We start from the raw sequence: 19,915 nt of genomic DNA on the forward strand, positions 1-19,915 counted from the left end.
TCAGATCTCGAAGCTGATCATCTTGGACATGATGAAGGCGCCGATGCCCATCCACACGAACCCGCCACCGCCGATCGCCATCAGGCGCACGTCGCTGAAGAAGCCGAGCATGTACGGCGGGTTGATCATGTAGATCAGCCCGAAGACGACGAACGGCAGCGACCCGATGATATAGGCCGACGCCTTGGATTCGGACGACATCGCCTTGATCTTCAGCTTCATCTGCCCGCGCTGGCGCAGCACGGTGGCGAGGTTCTGGAGCGTTTCGGCCAGATTGCCGCCGGTTTCGCGCTGGATCGCGATGGTGATGACGAAGAACTGGAATTCGGGCGTGCCCAGCCGGTCCGCGGTTTCCTGAAGCGCGACGTCCATCGAGCGGCCGATCTTCATCTTGTCGGACACGGCGCGGAATTCCTCACCGACCGGGCCGGGCACCTCGGCCCCGACGACCTGCATCGTCTCCGAAATGGGAAGGCCCGAGCGCAGCCCGCGCACCAGCAGCTCGATCGCGTCGGGAAATTTGGCGGTGAACTTCGTGACGCGGCGCTTGATCACCTTGCCCACGACAATGTGGGGGATGCCCGCGCCCATCGCCAGCCCGAGCAGCAGCGCGAGCAGGAAGGGCGCACCCTTCAGCATCAGCAGCAGCGCAACGACGGTCGCCACACCCAGCGTCGCGAAGCCGTACTGGCCGACGGTCCATGTCTTGCCGGTCATCGCCAGCCGCTTCTGCAACTGCTCGACATTGGGCAGCAGCCGCATCGCCGCGCGATCGGCGCGGGTCGTGTTGCGCCCGGTGATGCGGCGCATCTGCGCCTCGATCGCGCCGGTGGCCGATACGGTATGCCGCTCGCGCACCGCGGCGAGGCGGCGCGTACCCGCCTTCTGCGCCGACGGGCCGGCGAAGGCGAACAGGATCATGCCCAGCGCCATGGTGGCGCCCAGCGCGATCAGCAGGAGCGGGAGCATCGACATAAGCGAAAGCGGTCCGGCAGGAGGTCGGGGAACAGGCGGCGATTACTTCTTCTTCGCGACCAGCCCCTTCAGGTCGGAGAAGCGCGCCAGTAGCGACGCGCCCTTGCCGCTGCCCGCGCCGTTGCCATCGGCACCGCCGTCGTCCGCGGTGCGCAGCAGCCGGTCGGCCAGCTCCGCCAGCGGTGCGATCGTCTTCGATGCCTTGCCGGTTTCCGCCAGCGGCTTGCCCAGCTTCGCCGACTGCGCCGCCAGCTTCTGGTCGAACGCGATCGCGACATCGACCTTGCGCTCGATCGAGGTCTCGAAATCCTTGCGCGTGATCTCCAGCTGGGTGCCCGGATGCATCCGGTTGACGACCAGCGTGACCGCCGCCTGCGGCGCGTGGCTGCGCAGCCAGGACAGCAGGCGGATCGTGTCGCGCGCGGCCGCCAGCGTCAGCTCGGTGACCAGCACGATCGCGTTGATATCCGCCAGCAGGTGCGGGTGCTGCACCAGCATCGCGCGCGGCAGGTCGACGACGCTGCATTCGAACGCGGCGCGCATCTCCTCCTGCAACTGGTAGTACGCGGCGCCGTCGGTGACGATCGGTGCGCTGATCGGCGCTTCCGCGGACAGCACCGACAGCTTCTCCGACGCCTTCACCATCGCGCGTTCGATGAACAGGCCGTCGATGCGGCTGGGGTTCTCGATCGCGTCGGTCAGCCCGCGGCCCGGCTCCAGGTCCAGCGCCAGCGCACCGGTGCCGAAATGCACGTCGAGGTCGAGCAGCGCGGTGGTGCGCTTGCCGCGCTCGCTGAGCAGCCACGCCAGCGAGGTCGCCAGCGTCGAGGCACCGGCGCCGCCGCGCGTGCCGATCACCGCCACGCCGCAATGCGGCCGGTCCATGCCGACGTCGCTCACCTTGGGCGCGTTCAGGATCGTCTGCGCCTGCGAGAAGGCGTCGCGTAGCGCGTCGGCGCCGAACGGCTTGAGCAGATAATCCTGGATGCCGCTGGCCAGCAGGTCGCGGTACAGCCGCACGTCGTTGACCTGCCCCGCGGCGATCACGATCGTGCCCGGTTCGCAGACCTCGGCCAGGCTGTTGATGTCGCCCAGCGGGTCGCCCGACTCGGCCAGGTCGACGAACAGGACGTGCGGGCTGGATGTCACCGACAGCGTCTGGACCGCGTTGCGCACGCCGCCCTTGTAAACATTGTCGACCGGCCAGCCGAGCTCGGCCGCGATCGGGCGCAGCTGTTCCACCGACGTGTCGTCACAGGCGAAGGCGAGGAAAGGCGTGCGCGTGCCGGTGCCGCCCGGCTTCCAGGGTGCGTTCATATTACTTGCTCCCCGTGGATTCGGCCTGGCCCTTCAACGATCCGCCGCCGTTGCCGGTCGGCGTCGCGGCGCGCAGCGTGGTGATCGCGCGGGTGCCCCATTGCGCGTCGTAATCGCTGCCGCCCGCATTGCCGCGCACCAGATCGGTCGGGTTGGCGACCATCGCGGCCAGGTTGGTGTTGATGGCGCAGCCGTAATCGGTGGTGTTGTTGTAATCGAACGCCGGCTCCAGGTTGCGGCGTCCGTCGGTGCAGCTGGGCACGGCGGCGCGCGAGCGGCTGACGACGACGCGCAGCGTGCCGGGCGCGACCGGCGCGCCGGTGACGGGGGCATCGGCGGCGAGCAACAGGCCGTAATGCGCGGCGACCGCCGCCACATCGGCGCGTGCGGCGCTGCCCGCGCCGGCGGGATCGTCGAGCGTGACGCTGTCGCCATAGCCGAGCCGCAGCGCGTCGAGCCAGCCGCGCAGTCGCTGCGCCTCGCCGGGCGCGAGGCCGCCCGGACCGCTCTGGACGTCAAAGGCATAATCGGTGCGGGTGACGACCGGCTGGTTCACGGATTCGACGCCGCGATTGACCGCGCCGCACCCGCCGAGCGGCAGGGCGACGGCGGCGAGGGCGGCCAGCAGGATCGGGCGCCGGATGGCGGGACGGTGGGTCATGGTCATGAACCTTCGCGGCGTCAGTTGATCGAGAAGCCGGGCGCCGGGGCGGCGCCCTTGCGGTCGGCGGGTTTGATGGCCTTGCGTTCGACCGGGGCGACGGGCGCCGGGGCGAGCGGAGCGGGGGCGGTCGCGCCGATCGCCGGGGCGGCGGCGGGCGGCGTCACCTGCATCGTCGGCTTGGGCCGCGTGGCGCCGCGCGACCCGTTGTCGAGCGGACCGAGCAGGATACGCTCCAGATCGCCGGGCTGGCGATAATTGTCGGTCGGCAGGCGGATGTCGTTCCCGTTGACCGGCTTCACCAGATACGGCGTGATGATGATGACCAGTTCGGTCTCGTTGCGCTGGAACGCGTTCGACTTGAACAGCGCGCCCAGCACGGGGACGTCGGCGATGCCCGGCATCTTGTCATAGCTGTTGTTGTGCGAATTCTGCATCAACCCGGCGATCATGAAGCTCTGCCCCGACCCCAGCTCGACCGTCGTTTCCGCGCGACGCGTGGTCAGCGCGGGTACGCGGCCGCCGCTGACGGTGATCGAGTTGGCGTAATCGAGCTGCGACACCTCGGGACGGACACGCAGCGAGATGCGCCCGTCCGACAGGACGGTCGGCGTATAGGCGAGGCTGACGCCGAACTGCTTGTACTCGATCGAATTGGTGCCCAGCGCCTGCGCGATCGGGATCGGGATCTCACCGCCCGCCAGGAAGGTGCCGGTTTCCCCCGACAGCGCGGTCAGGTTCGGATTGGCGAGCGTCGTCACCTGGCCCGTCGTCTCGCCGAGGTCGAGCGCGCTGATGAAGTCGCCGCCCAGCAGTTTGCCGAAGAGGCTCAGGGTGCCGCCGCGGCTCGCCAGCGTACTCTGATACAGCGTCCCGCCCGGGGTCAGGCCGTTGGCGTCGACCACCGTGGACGTCGGATCGCCGGGCACCGTCGTGATGTTGCCCTGGCGGCCAAATCCGCCGCCCAGACCCAGCAGCCCCTCGCGGGTGCGGCCCCGCGTGGTGATGTTGTTGCCGATGTTCTTCAGGAACGACCGGCTCACCTCGGCGAACCGCACCTGCAGGTTGACCTGCAGCGGCGTGGCGGTGCGCAGGCGGCTGAGCACCTTGACATCGTCGCCGACGAAGGCCTTGACCAGCCGCTCGGCCTCCGCGCCGTCTTCCGGTCCCTGGACGGTCCCGGTCAGCAGGATCAGGCCGTTCATCGGCGTGGACACGACCTTGGCATCCGGCAGCGCCAGATTGAGCATCTGCTGGATCGAGTCGAAATTGTTGCCGACGCGCACCGTCGAGGCATAGACGACCGCGCCGCCCTTCGCGGTGGCGGAGACGGTCGTCTCGCCCGGCTTCTTGCCGAAGACGTAGAGCTGGGTGGGCGAGCGCACCTGCACGTCCGCGATGTCCGGATTGGCGACGAACAGGTCGCTCATCGGGCGCGCCAGCGTGATCAGGCGCCCGCGGTTGGTCGACAGCTGGATCGTCTGGCCGGCGCCGGTCGCGGCCGCCGCCGCGGCGCCCTGCGCCATCTGCGCCGGGGCGGAGGCGGACACGGCAGAGAGCGTCAGCGCGGCGAACGATACCGCCACAAGCGATGAGGTACGCATCTTAGAACTTCCCTCCGACCGGAACCTCGGTCACGTTGTTGCCGCGCGCGATGCGCACCACCGGACCGGCCGGTTTCGCAGGAGCGGCCGGGATGCCCATCCCGGCATTGGGCGACGCACCGCCGGCGGGCGCGACGTTGTTGTCGGTCATCGCGGGCACGCTGCGGCGCTGGAAGCGCGAGACGTCGGCGCCGACGACATAGGTGGAATTGCCCGCCTGCGGCATGGCGGAGGCCGCCGCCAGCATCGCCTTCTCCGCCTTGGGATCCTTGCCGTCGCCGACGCTGACCGCGCCCGAGGCGATGGCCTGCTCCAGCTCCGACGCATTGTCCGCGATCGAGCGCAGCGACAGCGACAGCGTGCCGATGGTCTGCGCCACCGCGATCTGTTCCGCGATGCGCGGGGTCGCCTCGACCGTCACGTTGGAGAAGGTCTGGACGACGGTGTTGCCGCCTTCGTCCTTGTTGCTGCCGGTACGCTGGTCGGTCGCCAGCACGCGCAGGTTGCGCACCACCGTCTCCGTCGCCTTCAGCGCGGGGCCGTCGTTGCCGCCCACCGACTGCGTCAGCAGCAGGTCGATATGGTCGCCCGGAAAGATGAAGCCCGCGACCGACGTCTGCGCCGACACCGGCACCGTCACCGCGCGCATCCCCGGGCCGAGGGCGGCGGCGAGGAAGCCGCGGTCGCCGGGCTTCACCAGCTGACCCTGCGTGACCGGCTGGCCTGCGGTGACCGGCAGGCGCACGACCGTGCCGAGCAGCTTGCTCATGTCGGTCGCGTCCTTCTGGAAATAGGCGTTCTCGACCAGTTCCTTGGGCCAGGGCTGGAACTTCAGCGCAGTGGCGTCCAGGATCGTGCCGACCGGCAGCGCGCGCGTGGCGACCAGCACCTCCGGTCCGTCGATCACGACCGGCGCGGGGGCGGCCGCGGCCTGCGCCTGCGGTGCTGCGGCCCCCGCGATCAGCGAGCGGGCGGCAAAGGCGGTGACGGCCGCCACGAGCAGCGCACCCACCAGCATCATCACCTTGCGACTGTCCATCTGATCCTTGTCCCTCGGATACGCGCCGGGCCGTTCGACTAAGCGTCTGGTTATTGGGTAAATTGGTTAAGAAGCGGTTCGCGAAGGGCGAGCAGTCCGGCGATCGCGATGGCGACGCCATAGGGCACCTCGACCGGTCCTTCGCGCCGGTGCCAGCGCCGGTCGATCAGGAAGAGCAGCGTCAGCACGCCCCCCGCGATCGCCATCGCCATCAGCGTGTCGAGCAGGTGCATCGGCGTCAGCCACAGCGACAGCGCGCCGATCAGCTTGACGTCGCCGCCCCCCATCTGCCCCAGCGCGAAGGCGCCGATGAAGATCGCGAAGACGATCAGCGCGACGCCGAGCTGGATCGCCATGCCGGGCCACGGATCGAGGCCGATCGACACCCACCACAGGGGCGCCATCAGCGCGATCGCGGCATTCTTTGCATTGGAGATCTCGCGCATGCGGATGTCCTGGATGCCCGCGGATACCAGCAGGACGCCCATCGCGGCGGGCAGCAACCAGGCGAGAATGTTCCATCCCATGCCGTGGTCGCTAGACGGAAGGGTTTGAGAAACCGTAACCACGCGCGATGACCAATCCCGCCGCCCTTCGCCGTACATTGCCTTCCGGTGCACGCGTCAGTCACTGGACCGCGGCGGACGGCTGGCCGCTCCGGCGGTTCGACTGGCCCGGCGCAGGGCGGGGTGCGATCCTGTTCCAGACGGGGCGTGGCGATATCTTCGAGAAATATCTCGAATCGTTCGCCTATTGGCATGCGCAGGGGTGGTCGGTCAGCGCGTTCGACTGGCGCGGGCAGGGCGGGTCGGGGCGGCTGGGCGCGAACCCTCATGTCGGTCACTGCGACGATTTCGCGCCGTGGATCGCGGATCTGGCGGCGATATGGGCGCAATGGGATGCGCCGCGCGACCGCCCGCGTGTCATCATGGGACATTCGATGGGCGGGTATCTGACGCTCGCCGCGCTGTTGGAAGGGGTGGTGGACGCCGATGCGGCGGTGCTGATCGCGCCGATGCTGGGGCTGCGCAGCCCGGTGGGGGCCTGGGCCGGGGGCAAGGTGGCGGCGCTGATGCGGCGGTTGGGCGATCCCGCGCGTGCGGCATGGAAGGGGCATGAGCGGCCCGGTGCGCCCGACCGCCGCGTGCTGCTGACCGCGGATGCCGATCGCTATGCCGACGAGGATTTCTTCTACGCGGCCGACCCGTCGCTGCGGCTGGGGCCGCCGAGCTGGGCATGGCTGGCGGAGGCGTTCGCCGCGACCGCGCGGCTGCGCGCGAACCCGCAACTGGCGACGCTGCACACCCCGGTGCTGACATTGGTGGCGGAGGCGGACCGGCTGGTCGATCCGCGCGCCGCGGCGACGGTGACCGCGCGGCTGCCCGATGCCCGGCTGGTGCGGTTCGGCGCGGAATCGGCGCATGAGATCTTGCGCGAGGCGGACCCGGTGCGCGACCGCGCGCTGGCGGCGATCGATACCTTTTTGGCGGAGCGCGCGGCGTGACGCGCTACGATGTCGCGATCGTCGGCGGCGGGATCGCGGGCGCCAGCCTGGCGGCGGCGATCGGCGACCGGGCGCGCGTGCTGCTGCTGGAGGCGGAGGACCAGCCGGGCTATCATGCGACCGGCCGTTCGGCGGCCTTCTGGTCGGAAACCTATGGCGGCGCGGGGATCCAGCCGCTGACCACCGCCTCGGGCGCGGCACTGCGCAACGGCGGCTATCTCGATCCGCTGGGCGCGGTGCATGTCGGGCGCACACAGGATGCCGCCGCGGTCGACGCCTTGCTCGCCGAGTTCGCCGGCACGCCGGTGCAGCTGGAGCGCGTCGACCCCGCCAGCGCGATCCCCGGGTTGCGCGCGGCATGGACGCTCGGCGTGAGCGAGCCGAGCTGCGCCTATATCGATGCGGCGCGGTTGCACGGCGACTATCTGGCGCAGGCGCGGCGCACGGGGGCGGCGATCGTCACCGGCGCGGCGCTGGCGGCGGCGGCGCGCGCAGGCGGCGCGTGGCGGCTGACGACGCGCGACGGGCGCGAGGTCGTGGCGGACGTGCTGGTGGATGCGGCGGGTGCCTGGGCGGACGAGGTGGCGACGCTGGCGGGCGCGCGGCCGATCGGCATCCAGCCCTATCGCCGCACGATGGCGCAACTGGCGACCGCGCCCGCGGCGCCCGCGGGGATGCCGTTCGTGGTCGATATCGCGGGCGGCTTCTATTTCAAGCCGGAGGCGGGCGGGCGATTGTGGCTGAGCCCGCACGACGAGCATCCCGTGGCGCCGCACGATGTCGCACCGGAGGAGATCGACGTGGCGATCGCGATCGACCGGTTCGAGCGCGTGGTCGACTGGCGGGTGGAGCGCGTCGAGCGGTCGTGGGCGGGGCTGCGCTCGTTCGCGCCGGACCGGCTGCCGGTGTTCGGGTTCGATCCGCGCATGGCGGGGTTCTTCTGGTTCGCGGGGCAGGGCGGCTTCGGCATCCAGACCGCACCCGCCGCGGCGGCGTTGGCGGCGGCGCTGTTGCTGGGGGATGCGGTGCCGGACGGGCTGGATGCGGAACGGTATGCGGCGGGGCGGTTGGGGTGAAGAACAAAGCCCCTCCCCTTCAGGGGAGGGGTTGGGGGTGGGGCAGTCATGAGCCACAATCGGCAGTCTCGGTGAGACACCCCCCACCCCAACCCAGTGTCAGGTAAACGATGCCCCGCATCGTTTAGGTCATGCCGGGGGCATGACCGACCTGACACTCCTGAAGGGGAGGGGCTTGGATACGTCAATCGTGCGTATGCGCGGCCCAGGTCGCGTGCGTGATCCCATGCACGGTGGTGAAATGATCCGTGATCCGGTCCAGCTCGGCCGGCTCGACGATCTTGCTGGTCAGCGTCGCGGTGACCGTCGCCTGATCCTCACCCAGATCCACCGTCGCCAGTTCCGCCACCGGCAGTTGCGCCGCCTCCAGATGATCGACCAGCAGGTCGCCGACCGGGCCGGCGCCCGCGGCGCGCGTCGTCAGGCTGACGGTATAGGTCGCCTCGACATGGCGCCCCGCGATCGGGATGCGGTCGATCGCGTCGACCAGCGGGCGTAGCGCGGTATTGGCGGTCAGCACCACCAGCGTCAGCAGCACCGCCTCCGCCACCATGTCGCTGCCCGCGATCGCCCCCACCGCGGCGGAACACCACAAGGTGGCCGCGGTGTTCAACCCGCGGACGTTCAGCCCCTCCTTCATGATGACGCCCGCGCCGAGGAAGCCGATGCCGGAGACGACATAGGCGATGATGCGGATCGACTCGATGTCGCCGCCCAGCCGCTGCCCCAGATCGACGAACGCCGCCGCGCCGATCGCGACCAGCGCGTTGGTGCGCAGCCCCGCGGTGCGCTGGCGATACTGGCGCTCCGCCCCGATCGCCGTCCCCAGCACGAACGCGGTCACATAGCTGACCAGCGTGTCCAGGAACGGCCATAGGTGGAAGGTGGTGAGGAAACGCATCGCTGCCGCGTCAGCCCGGACGGCGGCTCTTACCCGCCGCCAGCGCGGCGTCGCTCGCCAGCCGGTCGGCGCGTTCGTTGTCGGGGTGGCCGGCGTGGCCCTTGACCCATTTCCACTCCACCCGGTGCGGCTTGGCGGCGGTGAGCAGCGCCTGCCACAGCTCGGCATTCTTCACCGGCTTCTTGTCGGCGGTCTTCCAGCCGTTCTTCTGCCAGCCGTGGATCCACTTGGTCAGGCCATCCATGACATAGCGGCTGTCGGTCGACAGCAGCACCCGGCACGGGCGGGTGAGCGCGTTCAGCCCCTCGATCGCGGCCATCAGCTCCATGCGGTTGTTGGTGGTCATCGCCTCGCCGCCCGACATTTCCTTTTCATGCGCGCCGGAGCGGATCAGCACGCCCCAGCCACCGGGGCCGGGATTGCCCTTGCACGCGCCATCGGTGGCGATTTCAACGGGAGTTAGTTCGGCGGCGGTCATGCGAAGGCGTCCGGATGGGCCTCGTACCAGTCGAGGCGGTGGAGATAGGCGAGCGGATCCTTGCGCATCACCAGCGCATCGGCCGGGGTGTGGATCCAGTCCCACGCGCGGCTGAGCAGGAAGCGGATGCAGGCGCCCTTGGCGAGCAGCGGCAGCGCGGCGCGCTCCGCCGCGGACAGGCGGTCGCCATAGCCCGCCAGCAGCGCGGCACCGACCGCGGCATCGGGGTTCAGCCCCTTCGCATCGAAGGTCCATGACGTGTGCATGATCGCGACGTCATAGGCGCGCAGATCGGTACAGGCGAAATAGAAGTCGATCAGCCCGGTCACCTCCTCGCCCAGCATCAGGACGTTGTCGGGGAACAGGTCGGCGTGGATCGCGGTGACCGGCAGGTCGCGTGGCCATGCCGCCTCCACCGCGGCCAGCGCGGCGTCGACCCGGTCGAACAGGCCGGGCCGGATCGTGTCCATCGCCGCGCGACCGCAGCGCTCCAGCAGCGGGCGCCACGTCGCCACGCCCATCGAATTGGCGCGCGTGGTCGCGAAATCGGCGACCGCGGCGTGCATCTGCGCCATCGCCCGCGCGGCGTTGCGCGCCTGCGCCGGGGTGGGTTCGGACAGCGACACGCCGGTCAGGAAGCGGATCAGGCAGGCGGGGCGCCCGGCGAGTTCCTGGATCTCGCGGCCGGTGCGATCCTTGATCGCGGGCGGCACCGGCAGGCCCTTGGCGGCGAGATGATTGAGCAGCGCCATGAAGAACGGCAGGTCGTCGGCCGCGACGCGCTTTTCATACAGCGTCAGGATGAAGCGCGCCTGCGTGGTGTCGACCAGATAGTTGCTATTCTCCACCCCTTCCGCGATGCCCTTCGCGGACACCAGTTCGCCGACGTCGTAGCGCGTGAGGAAGGCGGTCAGCGCCTCGGCGGAAACCTGTGTATAGACGGCCATGTTCGTGTCCGGCGTGCGATGGGCGGGGTCATCTTCTTCGTCACCCCGGCCTTGGGCCGGGGTCCCGCTTCTTCTGCGACGTGAGAGAGAAAGCGGGACCCCGGATCGAGTCCGGGGTGACGGAGGGGTCAGGCGGCGGCGTCGAGCCCGCGCGGCAGCTTGAACGCGATCGTCTCGCGCGTGGTCTCTTCCTCGCGCTCGGTCACGTCGAAGCGGGTGGCGAGCCGGTCGACCAGCTCGCGCACCAGCAGTTCGGGCGCGCTGGCGCCCGCGGTGATGCCCAGCGTGCCGACGCCGTCGAGGAAGGCCCAGTCCAACTCGCTCGCGCGCTGGATCAGCGCGGCGCGGATGCCCTGGCGCTCCGCCACCTCGACCAACCGGACGGAATTGGACGAATTGGGCGCGCCGATCACCAGCACCGCATCGCAGGCCGAGGCGATCGCCTTCACCGCCGCCTGACGGTTGGAGGTGGCGTAGCAGATGTCCTCGCCGCGCGGCGCCTGCACCAGCGGAAAACGATCCTGCAAGGCCGCGACGATCGCGGCGGTGTCGTCGACCGACAGCGTGGTCTGCGTCAGGAAGGCGAGGTTGGCGGGGTCGGGCACCGTCAGCGTCGCCACGTCCTCCACCGTCTCGACCAGCGACATCGCGCCCTCGGGCACCTGGCCGAAGGTGCCGATCACCTCCGGGTGGCCGGCGTGGCCGATGAAGACGATATGGCGCCCCGCCGCGACCAGCCGTTCCGCCTGGCGGTGGACCTTGGAGACGAGCGGGCAGGTGGCGTCGAGATAGTCGAGCCCGCGGTTCTGCGCCGCGGCGGGCACCGACTTGGGCACGCCATGCGCGGAAAAGACGACGGGCGCGCCATCGGGCACCTCGTCCAGTTCCTCGACGAAGATCGCGCCCTTCGCCTTCAGCGCGTCGACGACGAAGCGGTTGTGGACGATCTCGTGCCGGACATAGACGGGGGCGCCGTGCTTCTCGATCGCCAGCTCGACGATGCGGATCGCGCGGTCCACCCCGGCGCAGAAGCCGCGCGGCGCGGCGATCAACAGCTCCAGCGGGCGGCGTGGGGATGCGGGTTCGGCCATGGCGCAGCGCTTACGCGAATGCTTGCCCCGGCGATAGTCGGTTCCTATGGTGGCGCGGCGAGACGGGGCCGTGCCTGCCGAGTGCCGGGCGGCCCCGTCTCGCGTGTGCCCAATTGTCCGGGAACGTTACGTTGATCGCTCGCCCGCTTGCCGCCCCCACGATCGCCCTGCTGCCGATCGCCCTGCTGCTGATGGCGGGCTGTGCGAAGAGCGGGGACATCGACGTTTCGCAGGGCGTCGGCATCACCGCGGTGCGCAGCGCGTGCCCGACGGTGGGCGTGCCCGCGGGGACCGGCGACGTGACGCTGTTCGACCCGCCCGCCAGCCGCGTCGCCAGCGCGATCGACCTGTCCGCCGCGATCAGCAACGTGCGCTCCACCTGCGACGATCAGGGCGCGGACGTGACGACGCGCGTCACCTTCGACGTGCGCGCGCGGCGGTCCCGCACCGATGGCGTGCGCGACGTGACCTTGCCCTATTTCATCGCGATCACGCGCGGCGGCAGCGAGGTGGTGGCCAAGCGGCTGGGGCAGGTGCAACTGCACTTCGATGCCGGTCAGCCGGTCGCGACCGCCACCGCGGAGGCGAGCAGCGCGGTATCGCGCGCGGCCGCGACGGTGCCGCAGGAGGTGCGCGACCGCCTGACCCGCAAGCGCAAGGCCGGCGACGAGGATGCCGCAGTCGACCCGCTCGCCGATCCCGCGGTGCGCCAGGCGGTGCTGTCCGCGACGTTCGAGGCGCTGGTGGGCTTCCAACTGACCGAGGACCAGCTGAAGTATAACGCGACGCGGTGATATCGCCGCGGGCGTCGCGCCTGCGCAGGCAGGGGCCTATGCCACGGCGCAGCGTTCGACCGGCAACCTCTAAGTCGCCCCTGCGAAGGCAGGGGCCTTCTGCTTGTCTGGCGGGGCAGGAGCCCCGGGAGATCCCAGCCTTCGCTGGGATGACGTTTGCTAGTGGGTCCGCGAGGATAGGGGCCTTCCCGAGAAGACCCCCGCCGTTCGCTTACCGCCCCGCCTGCGCCTGCGGGCGACCGCCGCCGCCGCGACGGCCACCACCGCTGCGGCCGCCACCGCCGTTACCACCGCCACGACGGCTGGCGTTGGCATAGTTGCGGTCCTGCGGGCTGCCGCTGGTCGCACGCGGCGCGTGGCTGGCCTTCGGACGCGCCGGGCCGCGCTGCTGGCGGGGGCGATCCTCGCGCGGGGCAGGGTCGGCGCCGATCGCCTTGACGCGCTCGGCCTTGATCTTCTCCGCCTGGCGCAGGAAGTCGTCGGGCAGCGGCGCCACCGCGACCTTCTGTCGCGTCAGCTTCTCGATGTCCTTCAGGTACGGCTTCTCGTCGTCCGCGCAGAAGGCGATCGCCTCGCCGCTGGCGCCCGCGCGCGCGGTGCGGCCGATGCGGTGGACGTACTGCTCCGGCACGTTGGGCAGTTCGAAGTTGAAGACGTGGCTGACACCCGACACGTCGATGCCGCGCGCGGCGATGTCGGTCGCGACCAGCACCTTGACCTCGCCCGACTTGAACGCGGCCAGCGCACGCTCGCGCTGCGGCTGGCTCTTGTTGCCGTGGATCGCGACCGCGGCCTGGCCGTTGCCCGCCAGCAGCTTCACGACGCGGTCGGCGCCGTGCTTGGTGCGGGTGAACACCAGCGCGCGATCGATCGGCATGTCGCGCAGCATGATCGTCAGCAGCGCCTGCTTTTCGGTCTGGTTGCAGAAGATCACCGACTGGTCGACGCGCTCCGCGGTGGTCGACTGCGGTACGACCGAGACGGTCGCGGGATCGTGCAGGAACTGGTCCGCCAGCTGGCGGATCGACGGCGGCATGGTCGCCGAGAAGAACAAGGTCTGGCGCTTGCGCGGCAGCATCCGCACGATCTTCTTGAGCGCATGGATGAAGCCCAGGTCGAGCATCTGGTCGGCCTCGTCCAGCACCAGGATCTCGATCATCGACAGGTTCAGATAGCCCTGCTCGACCACGTCGATCAGGCGGCCCGGCGTCGCGACCAGGATGTCGACGCCGCGCGCGACGTCGTTGCGGTTCTTGGCGATGCTGGTGCCGCCGAAGATCGTGGCGACCGACAGTTTGGAGAATTGCGCATAGGCGCGCGCATTGTCCGCGATCTGCCCGGCCAGCTCGCGTGTCGGTGCCAGCACCAGCATGCGGCAGTGCGTGGGCAGCACGCGCTTGTTGGCGGCGACCAGATTCTGGATCGACGGCAGCACGAAGGCCGCGGTCTTGCCGGTGCCGGTCTGCGCGATGCCGAGCAGGTCGCGGCCATCCAGCAGCTGCGGGATGCTGTCGCGCTGGATCGGGGTGGGTTCGTTATAGCCCTTGGCGGCGAGCGCGCGCACCAGCGGATCGGCGAGGCCGAGGGAGGCGAATGGCATAGAATTTCAATCCTGTACGATGCCGGGCTCGCACGCGGCATGGCGTGCGAGGGGCGGGGGAAAGATGACACCCCGCGTGACTTGGGAAGCCCGTGAACTACTGACCGGGACGGAGCCTGGGCCGTAAAGCCCGATCACGCTGCCGACGTCCCGATGCTCGGCGATATGCCTGCTGCACCGCAAAACGTCAAGGCGCCGCCCGTATCTCTTTGACGTTCCATCATTATTCATGTTTGCGACACCTTTTAGGGTTTATCTCGTTGGCACCCCTGACATGACCGAACCGACCGCGACCTCCCGACACCGCCGCCATGCCGATGCTCCCAGCGTGGGGCGCTGGGATTGGGACATTCTGGCCAATTGCGTCACCGCCGATGCGGGCTTCGCCGAACTGTACGGCGTCGCCGCGGAAACCGCCGCGAGCGGCGCGCCGATCGCCACCTTCTTCGACGGCATCCATCCCGACGACCTGCCGCGCGTGCGCTCCGCGATCGAGGAGACGATCGCCACCGGCGTACCGTTCGATGCCGAATATCGCGTCGTCGGACGCGACGGGCGGACCCGCTGGCTGGCCGCGCAGGGGCGGATCGACCGCGACGAGGACGGGCGCGCGGTGCATTTCCCCGGGATCAGCTTCGACATCGATGCGCGCAAGCGTGCCGAGCTGCGCCTCGCCGCGCTGGTCGATCTGGGCGACCGGCTGCGCCAGCCCGGCGACGCGGGCGATCTGGCGCTGGCGGCGGCGACGGTGCTGGGGCAGGCGCTGGACGTCAGCCGCGCCGGCTATGGCACGGTCGATCCGGTGGCCGAGACGATCGTGACCGAGCGCGCCTTTTGCGGCGAGGGGATCGCGCCGCTGCCGCCGATCCTGCACTTCCGCGACTATGGTTCGTATATCGAGGATCTGAAGCACGGGGTCACGGTCTCCATTGCGGACGTGCGCGACGACGATCGCACCCGCGACACCGCGGAGGGACTGCGCCAGCTGTCGGCGATGTCGTTCATCAACATGCCGGTGACCGAGCAGGGCGGGTTCGTCGCGCTGCTGTACCTCAACCATGCCGTGCCGCGGCCATGGTCCGCCGACGAGCTGGCGTTCGTGCGCGAGGTGGCGGAGCGCACCCGCGACGCGGTCGAGCGGCGCCGCGCCGAAACCGAGCTGGCGGCGCTCAACGCGCGGCTGGAGCAGGAGGTGGAGACGCGCACCGCCGAGCTGATGGTCGCCGAGGAGCATCTGCGCCAGGCGCAGAAGATGGAGGCGGTCGGCCAGCTGACCGGCGGGCTGGCGCATGATTTCAACAATCTGCTGACCGGCATTTCGGGCGCGCTGGAGATGATCCAGGTCCGCGTGGCGCAGGGGCGGATCGGCGACCTCGACCGCTACGTCACCGCGGCGCAGGGCGCGACGCGGCGCGCGGCGGCGCTGACGCATCGCCTGCTCGCCTTCTCGCGCCGCCAGACGCTCGATCCGCGCCCGACCGACGTCAACCGGCTGGTACAGGGGATGGAGGAGCTGATCCGCCGCACCGTCGGCCCCGCGATCGCGGTCGAGGTGGTCGGCGCGGCGGGGCTGTGGGATGCCTTGGTCGATCCCAACCAGCTGGAGAATGCGCTGCTCAACCTGTGCATCAACGCACGCGACGCGATGCCCGACGGCGGGCGGATCACGATCGAGACCGCTAACCGCTGGCTCGACGAACGTGCCGCGAAGGAGCGCGATCTGGGCGAGGGCCAGTATCTGTCGCTGTGCGTCACCGATACCGGCACCGGCATGTCGCCCGAGGTGCAGGCGCGCGCGTTCGACCCCTTCTACACCACCAAGCCGCTGGGCGAGGGGACCGGGCTGGGGCTGTCGATGATCTACGGCTTCGCGCGCCAGTCGGGCGGGCAGGTGCGGATCTACAGCGAACTGGGGCAGGGGACGACGCTGTGCATCTACTTGCCGCGCCATTACGGCAGCGCGCAGGCGGACGAGGCGCCCGCGGTGTCGCTGGATCGCGCGCCGCATTCCGACGGCGCCCGCACCGTGATGGTGGTCGACGACGAACCGACCATCCGCATGCTGGCGATCGAGGTGCTGAGCGAGCTGGGCTATACCACGCTGGAGGCGGGCGACGGCACCGCCGCGCTGCGGCTGCTGGCGACGGGGGTGCGGCCCGACCTGCTGGTGACCGACGTGGGCCTGCCGGGGCAGATGAACGGGCGGCAGGTGGCGGATGCCGCGCTGGCGCTGGTGCCTGAACTGCGCGTGCTGTTCATCACCGGCTATGCGGAGAATGCGGTGATCGGCAACGGCCAGCTGGAGCCGAACATGGCGCTGCTGACGAAGCCGTTTGCGATGGAGGCGCTGGCGGGGAAGGTGCGCGGGTTACTGGCGGAGTGATCCGGTTCGATGCGTCGTCACCCCGGGCTTGACCCGGGGTCCCGCTTTCTTTCCGACGGTGCAGAAGAAGCGGGACCCCGGATCAGGTCCGGGGTGACGGGGCTAAGTCACCGCTCCCGCAGCGCCTCGCTCCGCGCCTTCAGCACCGGCTTCAGCAAATAGCTCAGCACGCTCTTGCGCCCGGTCACGATCTCGACGTCGCACAGCATCCCCGGGGTGATCGGCAGGCGGCGGTCGCCCATCGTCAGGTAGGCGCGGCGCGTTTCCACCATCACGGAGAAATACGGCTCGCGCTTCACCTCGTCATAGATGCTGTCGGCGGACACCTGCACCACGCGCCCGTCCAGCCCGCCGTAGATCGAGAAATCATAGGCGGTCACCTTCACCGTCGCGGCATCGCCCACCTTGATGAAGGCGATGTCCTTCGGCGTCACGCGCGTTTCCACCAGCAGGCGATCGCCCAGCGGCACCACCTCCATGATCTTCTGCCCCGGGTTCAGGAACGCGCCGATCGTCGTCACCTGCACGTCGTTGACCACGCCCGCCAGCGGCGAGCGGATCTCCGACCGCGCCAGCTTGCCCGTGGCGCCGCGCAGCGACTGGTCGCTGACCGCGATCTTGGCGTTCAGCTGGCTCTGTTCGTTGAGCGCCTCCTGTCGGAATTGCAGGTTCGCCTCGGATGCCTGCGCCTGCGCCTCGCGCACCGCGGCCATCGCGCGCGACACGGTCTGCTGCGCCGCTGCCAGCCGTCCGCGCTGGTCGTTGGCGTCGCGTTGTGCCGCGAGCAACTCGGTCTGGGGCACGATCGACTTGGCCGCCAGCGGCGCCAGCATGTCGACGTTCTTCTGCGCCAGCCCCACGCTGCTGCGCAGCGAGGCCACGGTCGCCTGCGCCTCGCCCAGTTCGCGGCGGCGCTGCTCGATCGCGGAGCCGAGTCCGGACAATTTGCTGCGCAGCGTCGCGGCGCGCAGATCAGCCAGTTGCGCCTCGCTGTTGCACAGCGCCGTGGGGGTGCCGGGCGGGCAATCGGCGCTGCGGCCGGACACCTCGCCCGCCAGCCGCTCGGACCGCGCGGCGAGCGATTGGCGCTCCGCCTCGATCTGCCCGCGCGCGGCGGCGGATTCGGTGTCGTCCATCCGCACCAGCAGCTGGCCCTTCTTCACCTGCTGCCCGGAGCGGACCAGGATCTGGCGCACGCTCGACGCTTCGGACGCCTGCACCACCTGCACCTTGCTCGACGGGATCACGCGGCCCTCGCCGCGCGTCACCTCGTCGATCGGCGCGAGGCCCGCCCACAGCAGCAGCGCGAAGAAGCCGATGCCGACGATCAGGATGATGCGGCGCGTGCCGTCCAGCGCGTCCCAGCGATCGCGCCCCGTCCTGAATGGCAGCGTCATTTCGGCGCCCCCATCGCGGCGAGTTGCGCCAGCACCGCGTCGCGCGCACCATCGGCGACGATGCGGCCGGCATCGATCACGATCAGCCGGTCGACCAGCGCCAGCAGCGCATGGCGGTGGGTGGAGACGATCACGGTCTGGTCGGGCTGGATCGCATCGCGCATCCGCTGGACGAACAGCGCCTCGCTCGCGGTGTCCATCGCGCCGGTGGGTTCGTCGAGGAACAGCAGCTTGGCCGGCGCGGCGAAGGCGCGCGCGAGCACCAGGAAGCTGCGCTGCCCGCCCGACAGCCGCGCGCCACGCTCGCCCACCAGCAGGTCGAACCCGGCGGCGTCGCGCGCCAGGAAGCTGTCGGCGCCCGCCTTGCGCGTCGCCTCGATCAGCTGTGCATCGTCGGCGCCGTTGGCGGCGAGCGTCAGATTGTCGCGCACCGTGCCGCTGAACAGCTCCGCATCCTGACCGACGTAGCGGAACGTCTCGCGGATCGCGTGCGGCTGATACTGACGGCTGTCGATGTCGTCGATCAGGTAGCTGCCCTCGCCCGGCGCGTGCAGCCCGCACAACAGCTTCCCCAGCGTCGACTTGCCCGAGGCGACGCGCCCGATGATCGCGATCCGCTCACCCGGGCGGATCGTCAGCGACACATCGCTCAGCGAGGCGCGGCTGCTGCCCGGATAGGCGAAGGCGACGTGATCCAGCACCAGCGACCCCGCCGCGATCGCCGGCGCGATGGTGCGGGCGCCCTCGCTGCGCTCGTCGGGCTGTTCCATCATCCGCTGGAGCGTCGCCATCGTCAGCAGCGCCTGACGCGCGCGCGTCATCAGGAAGGCGAACTGCCCGATCGGCGCCAGCGCGCGCCCCGCGATCATCGCGATGCCGATGATCCCGCCCATCGAGATCGTGCCGGCGGAGAAGAGGTAGAAGCCGCCGACCACCAGCCCGATCGTGATCGCCTGCTGGCAGAAAGTGGCGAGATTGACGCTGATCGCGGTCAGCCGGCGGAACCGCTCCTGCGTCATCGCGCTGGATTGCGCGTGACGGCGCCAGCGGCCCAGCATCCGCCCCTCGCCATGGACCGCCTTCAGCGTCTCCAGCGCACCGATCGATTCGACCAGCGCGGAATGTTGCAGCCCCGAATCCGCCTGCGCATCCAGCGCGACGCGCGCCATCGCGCGTTGCAGCAGCCAGCCCGCGATCAGCATCGCGGCGATTCCGACGACGGGGACCAGCACCAGCCAGCCTGCCAGTACCGCGATCATGATCAGGAACAGCAGCAGGAAGGTGATGTCGACCGTCAGCACGACGGTGGTGGAGGCGAAGAAATCGCGCACCTGCTCGTAATCCGACACGCGTTTGGCGAGCGCGCCGGTGCTGCCCTGCCGCTGCGACAGCGGCAGGTTGAGCAGTTTCTCGAACAATTTCTGCGACAGCCGCGCGTCGAGCCGCCGCCCGACCTCGTCGATCAGCCGCGCACGCGCCAGCCGCAGCGTCAGTTCCAGCCCCAGCGCCAGCACCGCGCCGATCGCCAGCACCCACAGGCTGGCCGCGGCACGATTGGGGATGACGCGGTCATAGACGTTCATCGTGAACAGCGGCACCGCGAAGCCCAGCAGGTTGATGACCGCCGCGGCGAGCATGACGTACCAGAGCGCGCCGCGCATCTTCCACGCCTCGCTCCAGAACCAGTGGCGGCGCACCGCGCGCTCCCACGGGCGCTCGGCATCGCGCTCCGCAGTGGGATCGGCGTCGATCCGCACCGCTGCGCCGGTCAGGAACGGCGCGAGCGCCGCGCGCGGCGTCCAGAACGGTTCCTCGCGGCCCGGCACGAACACCAGCGCGTCGGTGCGCGTCACCTCCAGCAGCAGGATCGCGCGATCGCCGGTGGTGGCGAGCAGCGCGGGCGCGGCATCGGCGGGCCAGCGTGCGAACGGGCGGGCGACCGGATGCGCGGTCATCCCCAGCTGTTCGGCGACCGCCTCCACCTGATGGAAGGGGAGGCGGCCGTCGTCATCGAGCGCGATCCCGGTCAGGATGCGTGCGGGCGCGGCGGGGCGATCGTGCAGCACCGCGAGCCGCACCATGCACGCCAGCACCGGATCGCGCTCGCGCGTCCAGTCGCCATACCAGTCACCGATGCTCATCGGTTCG

The 19,915-nt window shown here is 70.1% G+C and carries 17 protein-coding genes; 4 read left to right on the plus strand and 13 right to left on the minus strand.

Features of this window, described 5'->3' with window-relative positions:
• The 6 genes from PGN14_RS14570 to PGN14_RS14595 are packed head-to-tail and all read right to left on the minus strand — an operon-like array spanning position 1 to position 6,123.
• On the minus strand, positions 1–975 hold the full coding sequence (locus tag PGN14_RS14570) for a type II secretion system F family protein (protein ID WP_335300315.1): 975 nt from the start codon (positions 973–975) through the stop codon (positions 1–3).
• Positions 976–1,017: 42 nt separating this feature from the next.
• Positions 1,018–2,292, minus strand: a complete 1,275-nt coding sequence (locus PGN14_RS14575; protein ID WP_335300316.1) for a pilus assembly protein CpaE — start codon at positions 2,290–2,292, stop codon at positions 1,018–1,020.
• A gap of 1 nt (position 2,293) precedes the next feature.
• Positions 2,294–2,953: a CpaD family pilus assembly lipoprotein gene (locus PGN14_RS14580; RefSeq protein ID WP_335300317.1), complete on the minus strand. Its 660-nt coding sequence runs from the start codon at positions 2,951–2,953 to the stop codon at positions 2,294–2,296.
• 20 nt (positions 2,954–2,973) lie between these two features.
• Positions 2,974–4,557, minus strand: coding sequence for a type II and III secretion system protein family protein (locus tag PGN14_RS14585; RefSeq protein WP_335300318.1), 1,584 nt, complete (start codon positions 4,555–4,557; stop codon positions 2,974–2,976).
• 1 nt (position 4,558) lies between these two features.
• A complete protein-coding gene (cpaB, locus tag PGN14_RS14590; RefSeq protein ID WP_335300319.1) occupies positions 4,559–5,596 on the minus strand; it encodes a Flp pilus assembly protein CpaB in 1,038 nt (345 codons plus the stop codon).
• A gap of 50 nt (positions 5,597–5,646) precedes the next feature.
• Positions 5,647–6,123, minus strand: a complete 477-nt coding sequence (locus PGN14_RS14595) for an A24 family peptidase (RefSeq protein WP_335300320.1) — start codon at positions 6,121–6,123, stop codon at positions 5,647–5,649.
• 47 nt (positions 6,124–6,170) lie between these two features.
• Here PGN14_RS14595 and PGN14_RS14600 point away from each other — a divergent pair, with 47 nt between their 5' ends.
• The gene (locus tag PGN14_RS14600; protein WP_335300321.1) at positions 6,171–7,100 is read left to right on the plus strand and encodes an alpha/beta hydrolase; all 930 of its coding nucleotides are present in this window, start codon (positions 6,171–6,173) and stop codon (positions 7,098–7,100) included.
• On the plus strand, positions 7,097–8,176 hold the full coding sequence (locus PGN14_RS14605) for an NAD(P)/FAD-dependent oxidoreductase (protein ID WP_335300322.1): 1,080 nt from the start codon (positions 7,097–7,099) through the stop codon (positions 8,174–8,176). Before PGN14_RS14600 ends, PGN14_RS14605 begins: the two co-directional genes overlap by 4 nt.
• 184 nt (positions 8,177–8,360) lie before the next feature.
• On the opposite strand, the gene PGN14_RS14610 is transcribed toward PGN14_RS14605, so the two are convergent.
• The 4 genes from PGN14_RS14610 to ispH all read right to left on the minus strand — a co-directional run bounded on the left by PGN14_RS14610 (position 8,361) and on the right by ispH (position 11,593).
• Positions 8,361–9,077 carry an MgtC/SapB family protein gene (locus PGN14_RS14610; RefSeq protein ID WP_335300323.1) on the minus strand — a complete coding sequence of 239 codons (717 nt, stop codon included), beginning with the start codon at positions 9,075–9,077 and terminating at the stop codon, positions 8,361–8,363.
• Positions 9,078–9,087: 10 nt separating this feature from the next.
• A complete protein-coding gene (gene rnhA / locus PGN14_RS14615) occupies positions 9,088–9,555 on the minus strand; it encodes a ribonuclease HI (RefSeq protein WP_335300324.1) in 468 nt (155 codons plus the stop codon).
• Positions 9,552–10,502 carry a homoserine kinase gene (thrB, locus tag PGN14_RS14620; protein ID WP_335300325.1) on the minus strand — a complete coding sequence of 317 codons (951 nt, stop codon included), beginning with the start codon at positions 10,500–10,502 and terminating at the stop codon, positions 9,552–9,554. The genes rnhA and thrB overlap by 4 nt, the downstream gene beginning before the upstream one ends.
• 128 nt (positions 10,503–10,630) lie before the next feature.
• On the minus strand, positions 10,631–11,593 hold the full coding sequence (gene ispH, locus PGN14_RS14625; protein WP_335300326.1) for a 4-hydroxy-3-methylbut-2-enyl diphosphate reductase: 963 nt from the start codon (positions 11,591–11,593) through the stop codon (positions 10,631–10,633).
• A gap of 191 nt (positions 11,594–11,784) precedes the next feature.
• Between ispH and PGN14_RS14630 the strand changes: the two genes are divergently transcribed.
• Entirely contained in the window at positions 11,785–12,387 is a 603-nt protein-coding gene (locus PGN14_RS14630; protein WP_335300449.1) for a hypothetical protein, read from the plus strand.
• 211 nt (positions 12,388–12,598) lie between these two features.
• On the opposite strand, the gene PGN14_RS14635 is transcribed toward PGN14_RS14630, so the two are convergent.
• Positions 12,599–13,987 carry a DEAD/DEAH box helicase gene (locus tag PGN14_RS14635; protein ID WP_335300327.1) on the minus strand — a complete coding sequence of 463 codons (1,389 nt, stop codon included), beginning with the start codon at positions 13,985–13,987 and terminating at the stop codon, positions 12,599–12,601.
• A 274-nt stretch (positions 13,988–14,261) separates the two neighbouring features.
• Between PGN14_RS14635 and PGN14_RS14640 the strand changes: the two genes are divergently transcribed.
• A complete protein-coding gene (locus PGN14_RS14640) occupies positions 14,262–16,370 on the plus strand; it encodes an ATP-binding protein (protein ID WP_335300328.1) in 2,109 nt (702 codons plus the stop codon).
• 107 nt (positions 16,371–16,477) lie between these two features.
• Here the strand turns inward: PGN14_RS14640 and PGN14_RS14645 are convergent, their stop codons facing one another.
• The gene (locus PGN14_RS14645) at positions 16,478–17,767 is read right to left on the minus strand and encodes an HlyD family type I secretion periplasmic adaptor subunit (RefSeq protein ID WP_335300329.1); all 1,290 of its coding nucleotides are present in this window, start codon (positions 17,765–17,767) and stop codon (positions 16,478–16,480) included.
• Complete coding sequence (locus PGN14_RS14650) at positions 17,764–19,908, minus strand: type I secretion system permease/ATPase (RefSeq protein WP_335300330.1); 2,145 nt, start codon at positions 19,906–19,908, stop codon at positions 17,764–17,766. The genes PGN14_RS14645 and PGN14_RS14650 overlap by 4 nt, the downstream gene beginning before the upstream one ends.
• Positions 19,909–19,915: the final 7 nt, after the last annotated feature.

Source organism: Sphingomonas adhaesiva (genome assembly GCF_036946305.1).
GTDB classification, from domain to species: Bacteria; Pseudomonadota; Alphaproteobacteria; order Sphingomonadales; family Sphingomonadaceae; genus Sphingomonas; species Sphingomonas adhaesiva_B.

What these genes read in the sequence shown, in the direction of transcription:
- PGN14_RS14570 (WP_335300315.1), bottom strand. Translation starts at nt 975, where the DNA reads ATGTCGATGCTCCCGCTCCTGCTGATCGCGCTGGGCGCCACCATGGCG.
- PGN14_RS14575 (WP_335300316.1), bottom strand. Translation starts at nt 2,292, where the DNA reads ATGAACGCACCCTGGAAGCCGGGCGGCACCGGCACGCGCACGCCTTTC.
- PGN14_RS14580 (WP_335300317.1), bottom strand. Translation starts at nt 2,953, where the DNA reads ATGACCCACCGTCCCGCCATCCGGCGCCCGATCCTGCTGGCCGCCCTC.
- PGN14_RS14585 (WP_335300318.1), bottom strand. Translation starts at nt 4,557, where the DNA reads ATGCGTACCTCATCGCTTGTGGCGGTATCGTTCGCCGCGCTGACGCTC.
- cpaB (WP_335300319.1), bottom strand. Translation starts at nt 5,596, where the DNA reads ATGGACAGTCGCAAGGTGATGATGCTGGTGGGTGCGCTGCTCGTGGCG.
- PGN14_RS14595 (WP_335300320.1), bottom strand. Translation starts at nt 6,123, where the DNA reads ATGGGATGGAACATTCTCGCCTGGTTGCTGCCCGCCGCGATGGGCGTC.
- PGN14_RS14600 (WP_335300321.1), top strand. Translation starts at nt 6,171, where the DNA reads ATGACCAATCCCGCCGCCCTTCGCCGTACATTGCCTTCCGGTGCACGC.
- PGN14_RS14610 (WP_335300323.1), bottom strand. Translation starts at nt 9,077, where the DNA reads ATGCGTTTCCTCACCACCTTCCACCTATGGCCGTTCCTGGACACGCTG.
- rnhA (WP_335300324.1), bottom strand. Translation starts at nt 9,555, where the DNA reads ATGACCGCCGCCGAACTAACTCCCGTTGAAATCGCCACCGATGGCGCG.
- thrB (WP_335300325.1), bottom strand. Translation starts at nt 10,502, where the DNA reads ATGGCCGTCTATACACAGGTTTCCGCCGAGGCGCTGACCGCCTTCCTC.
- ispH (WP_335300326.1), bottom strand. Translation starts at nt 11,593, where the DNA reads ATGGCCGAACCCGCATCCCCACGCCGCCCGCTGGAGCTGTTGATCGCC.
- PGN14_RS14630 (WP_335300449.1), top strand. Translation starts at nt 11,785, where the DNA reads ATGGCGGGCTGTGCGAAGAGCGGGGACATCGACGTTTCGCAGGGCGTC.
- PGN14_RS14635 (WP_335300327.1), bottom strand. Translation starts at nt 13,987, where the DNA reads ATGCCATTCGCCTCCCTCGGCCTCGCCGATCCGCTGGTGCGCGCGCTC.
- PGN14_RS14640 (WP_335300328.1), top strand. Translation starts at nt 14,262, where the DNA reads ATGACCGAACCGACCGCGACCTCCCGACACCGCCGCCATGCCGATGCT.
- PGN14_RS14645 (WP_335300329.1), bottom strand. Translation starts at nt 17,767, where the DNA reads ATGACGCTGCCATTCAGGACGGGGCGCGATCGCTGGGACGCGCTGGAC.
- PGN14_RS14650 (WP_335300330.1), bottom strand. Translation starts at nt 19,908, where the DNA reads ATGAGCATCGGTGACTGGTATGGCGACTGGACGCGCGAGCGCGATCCG.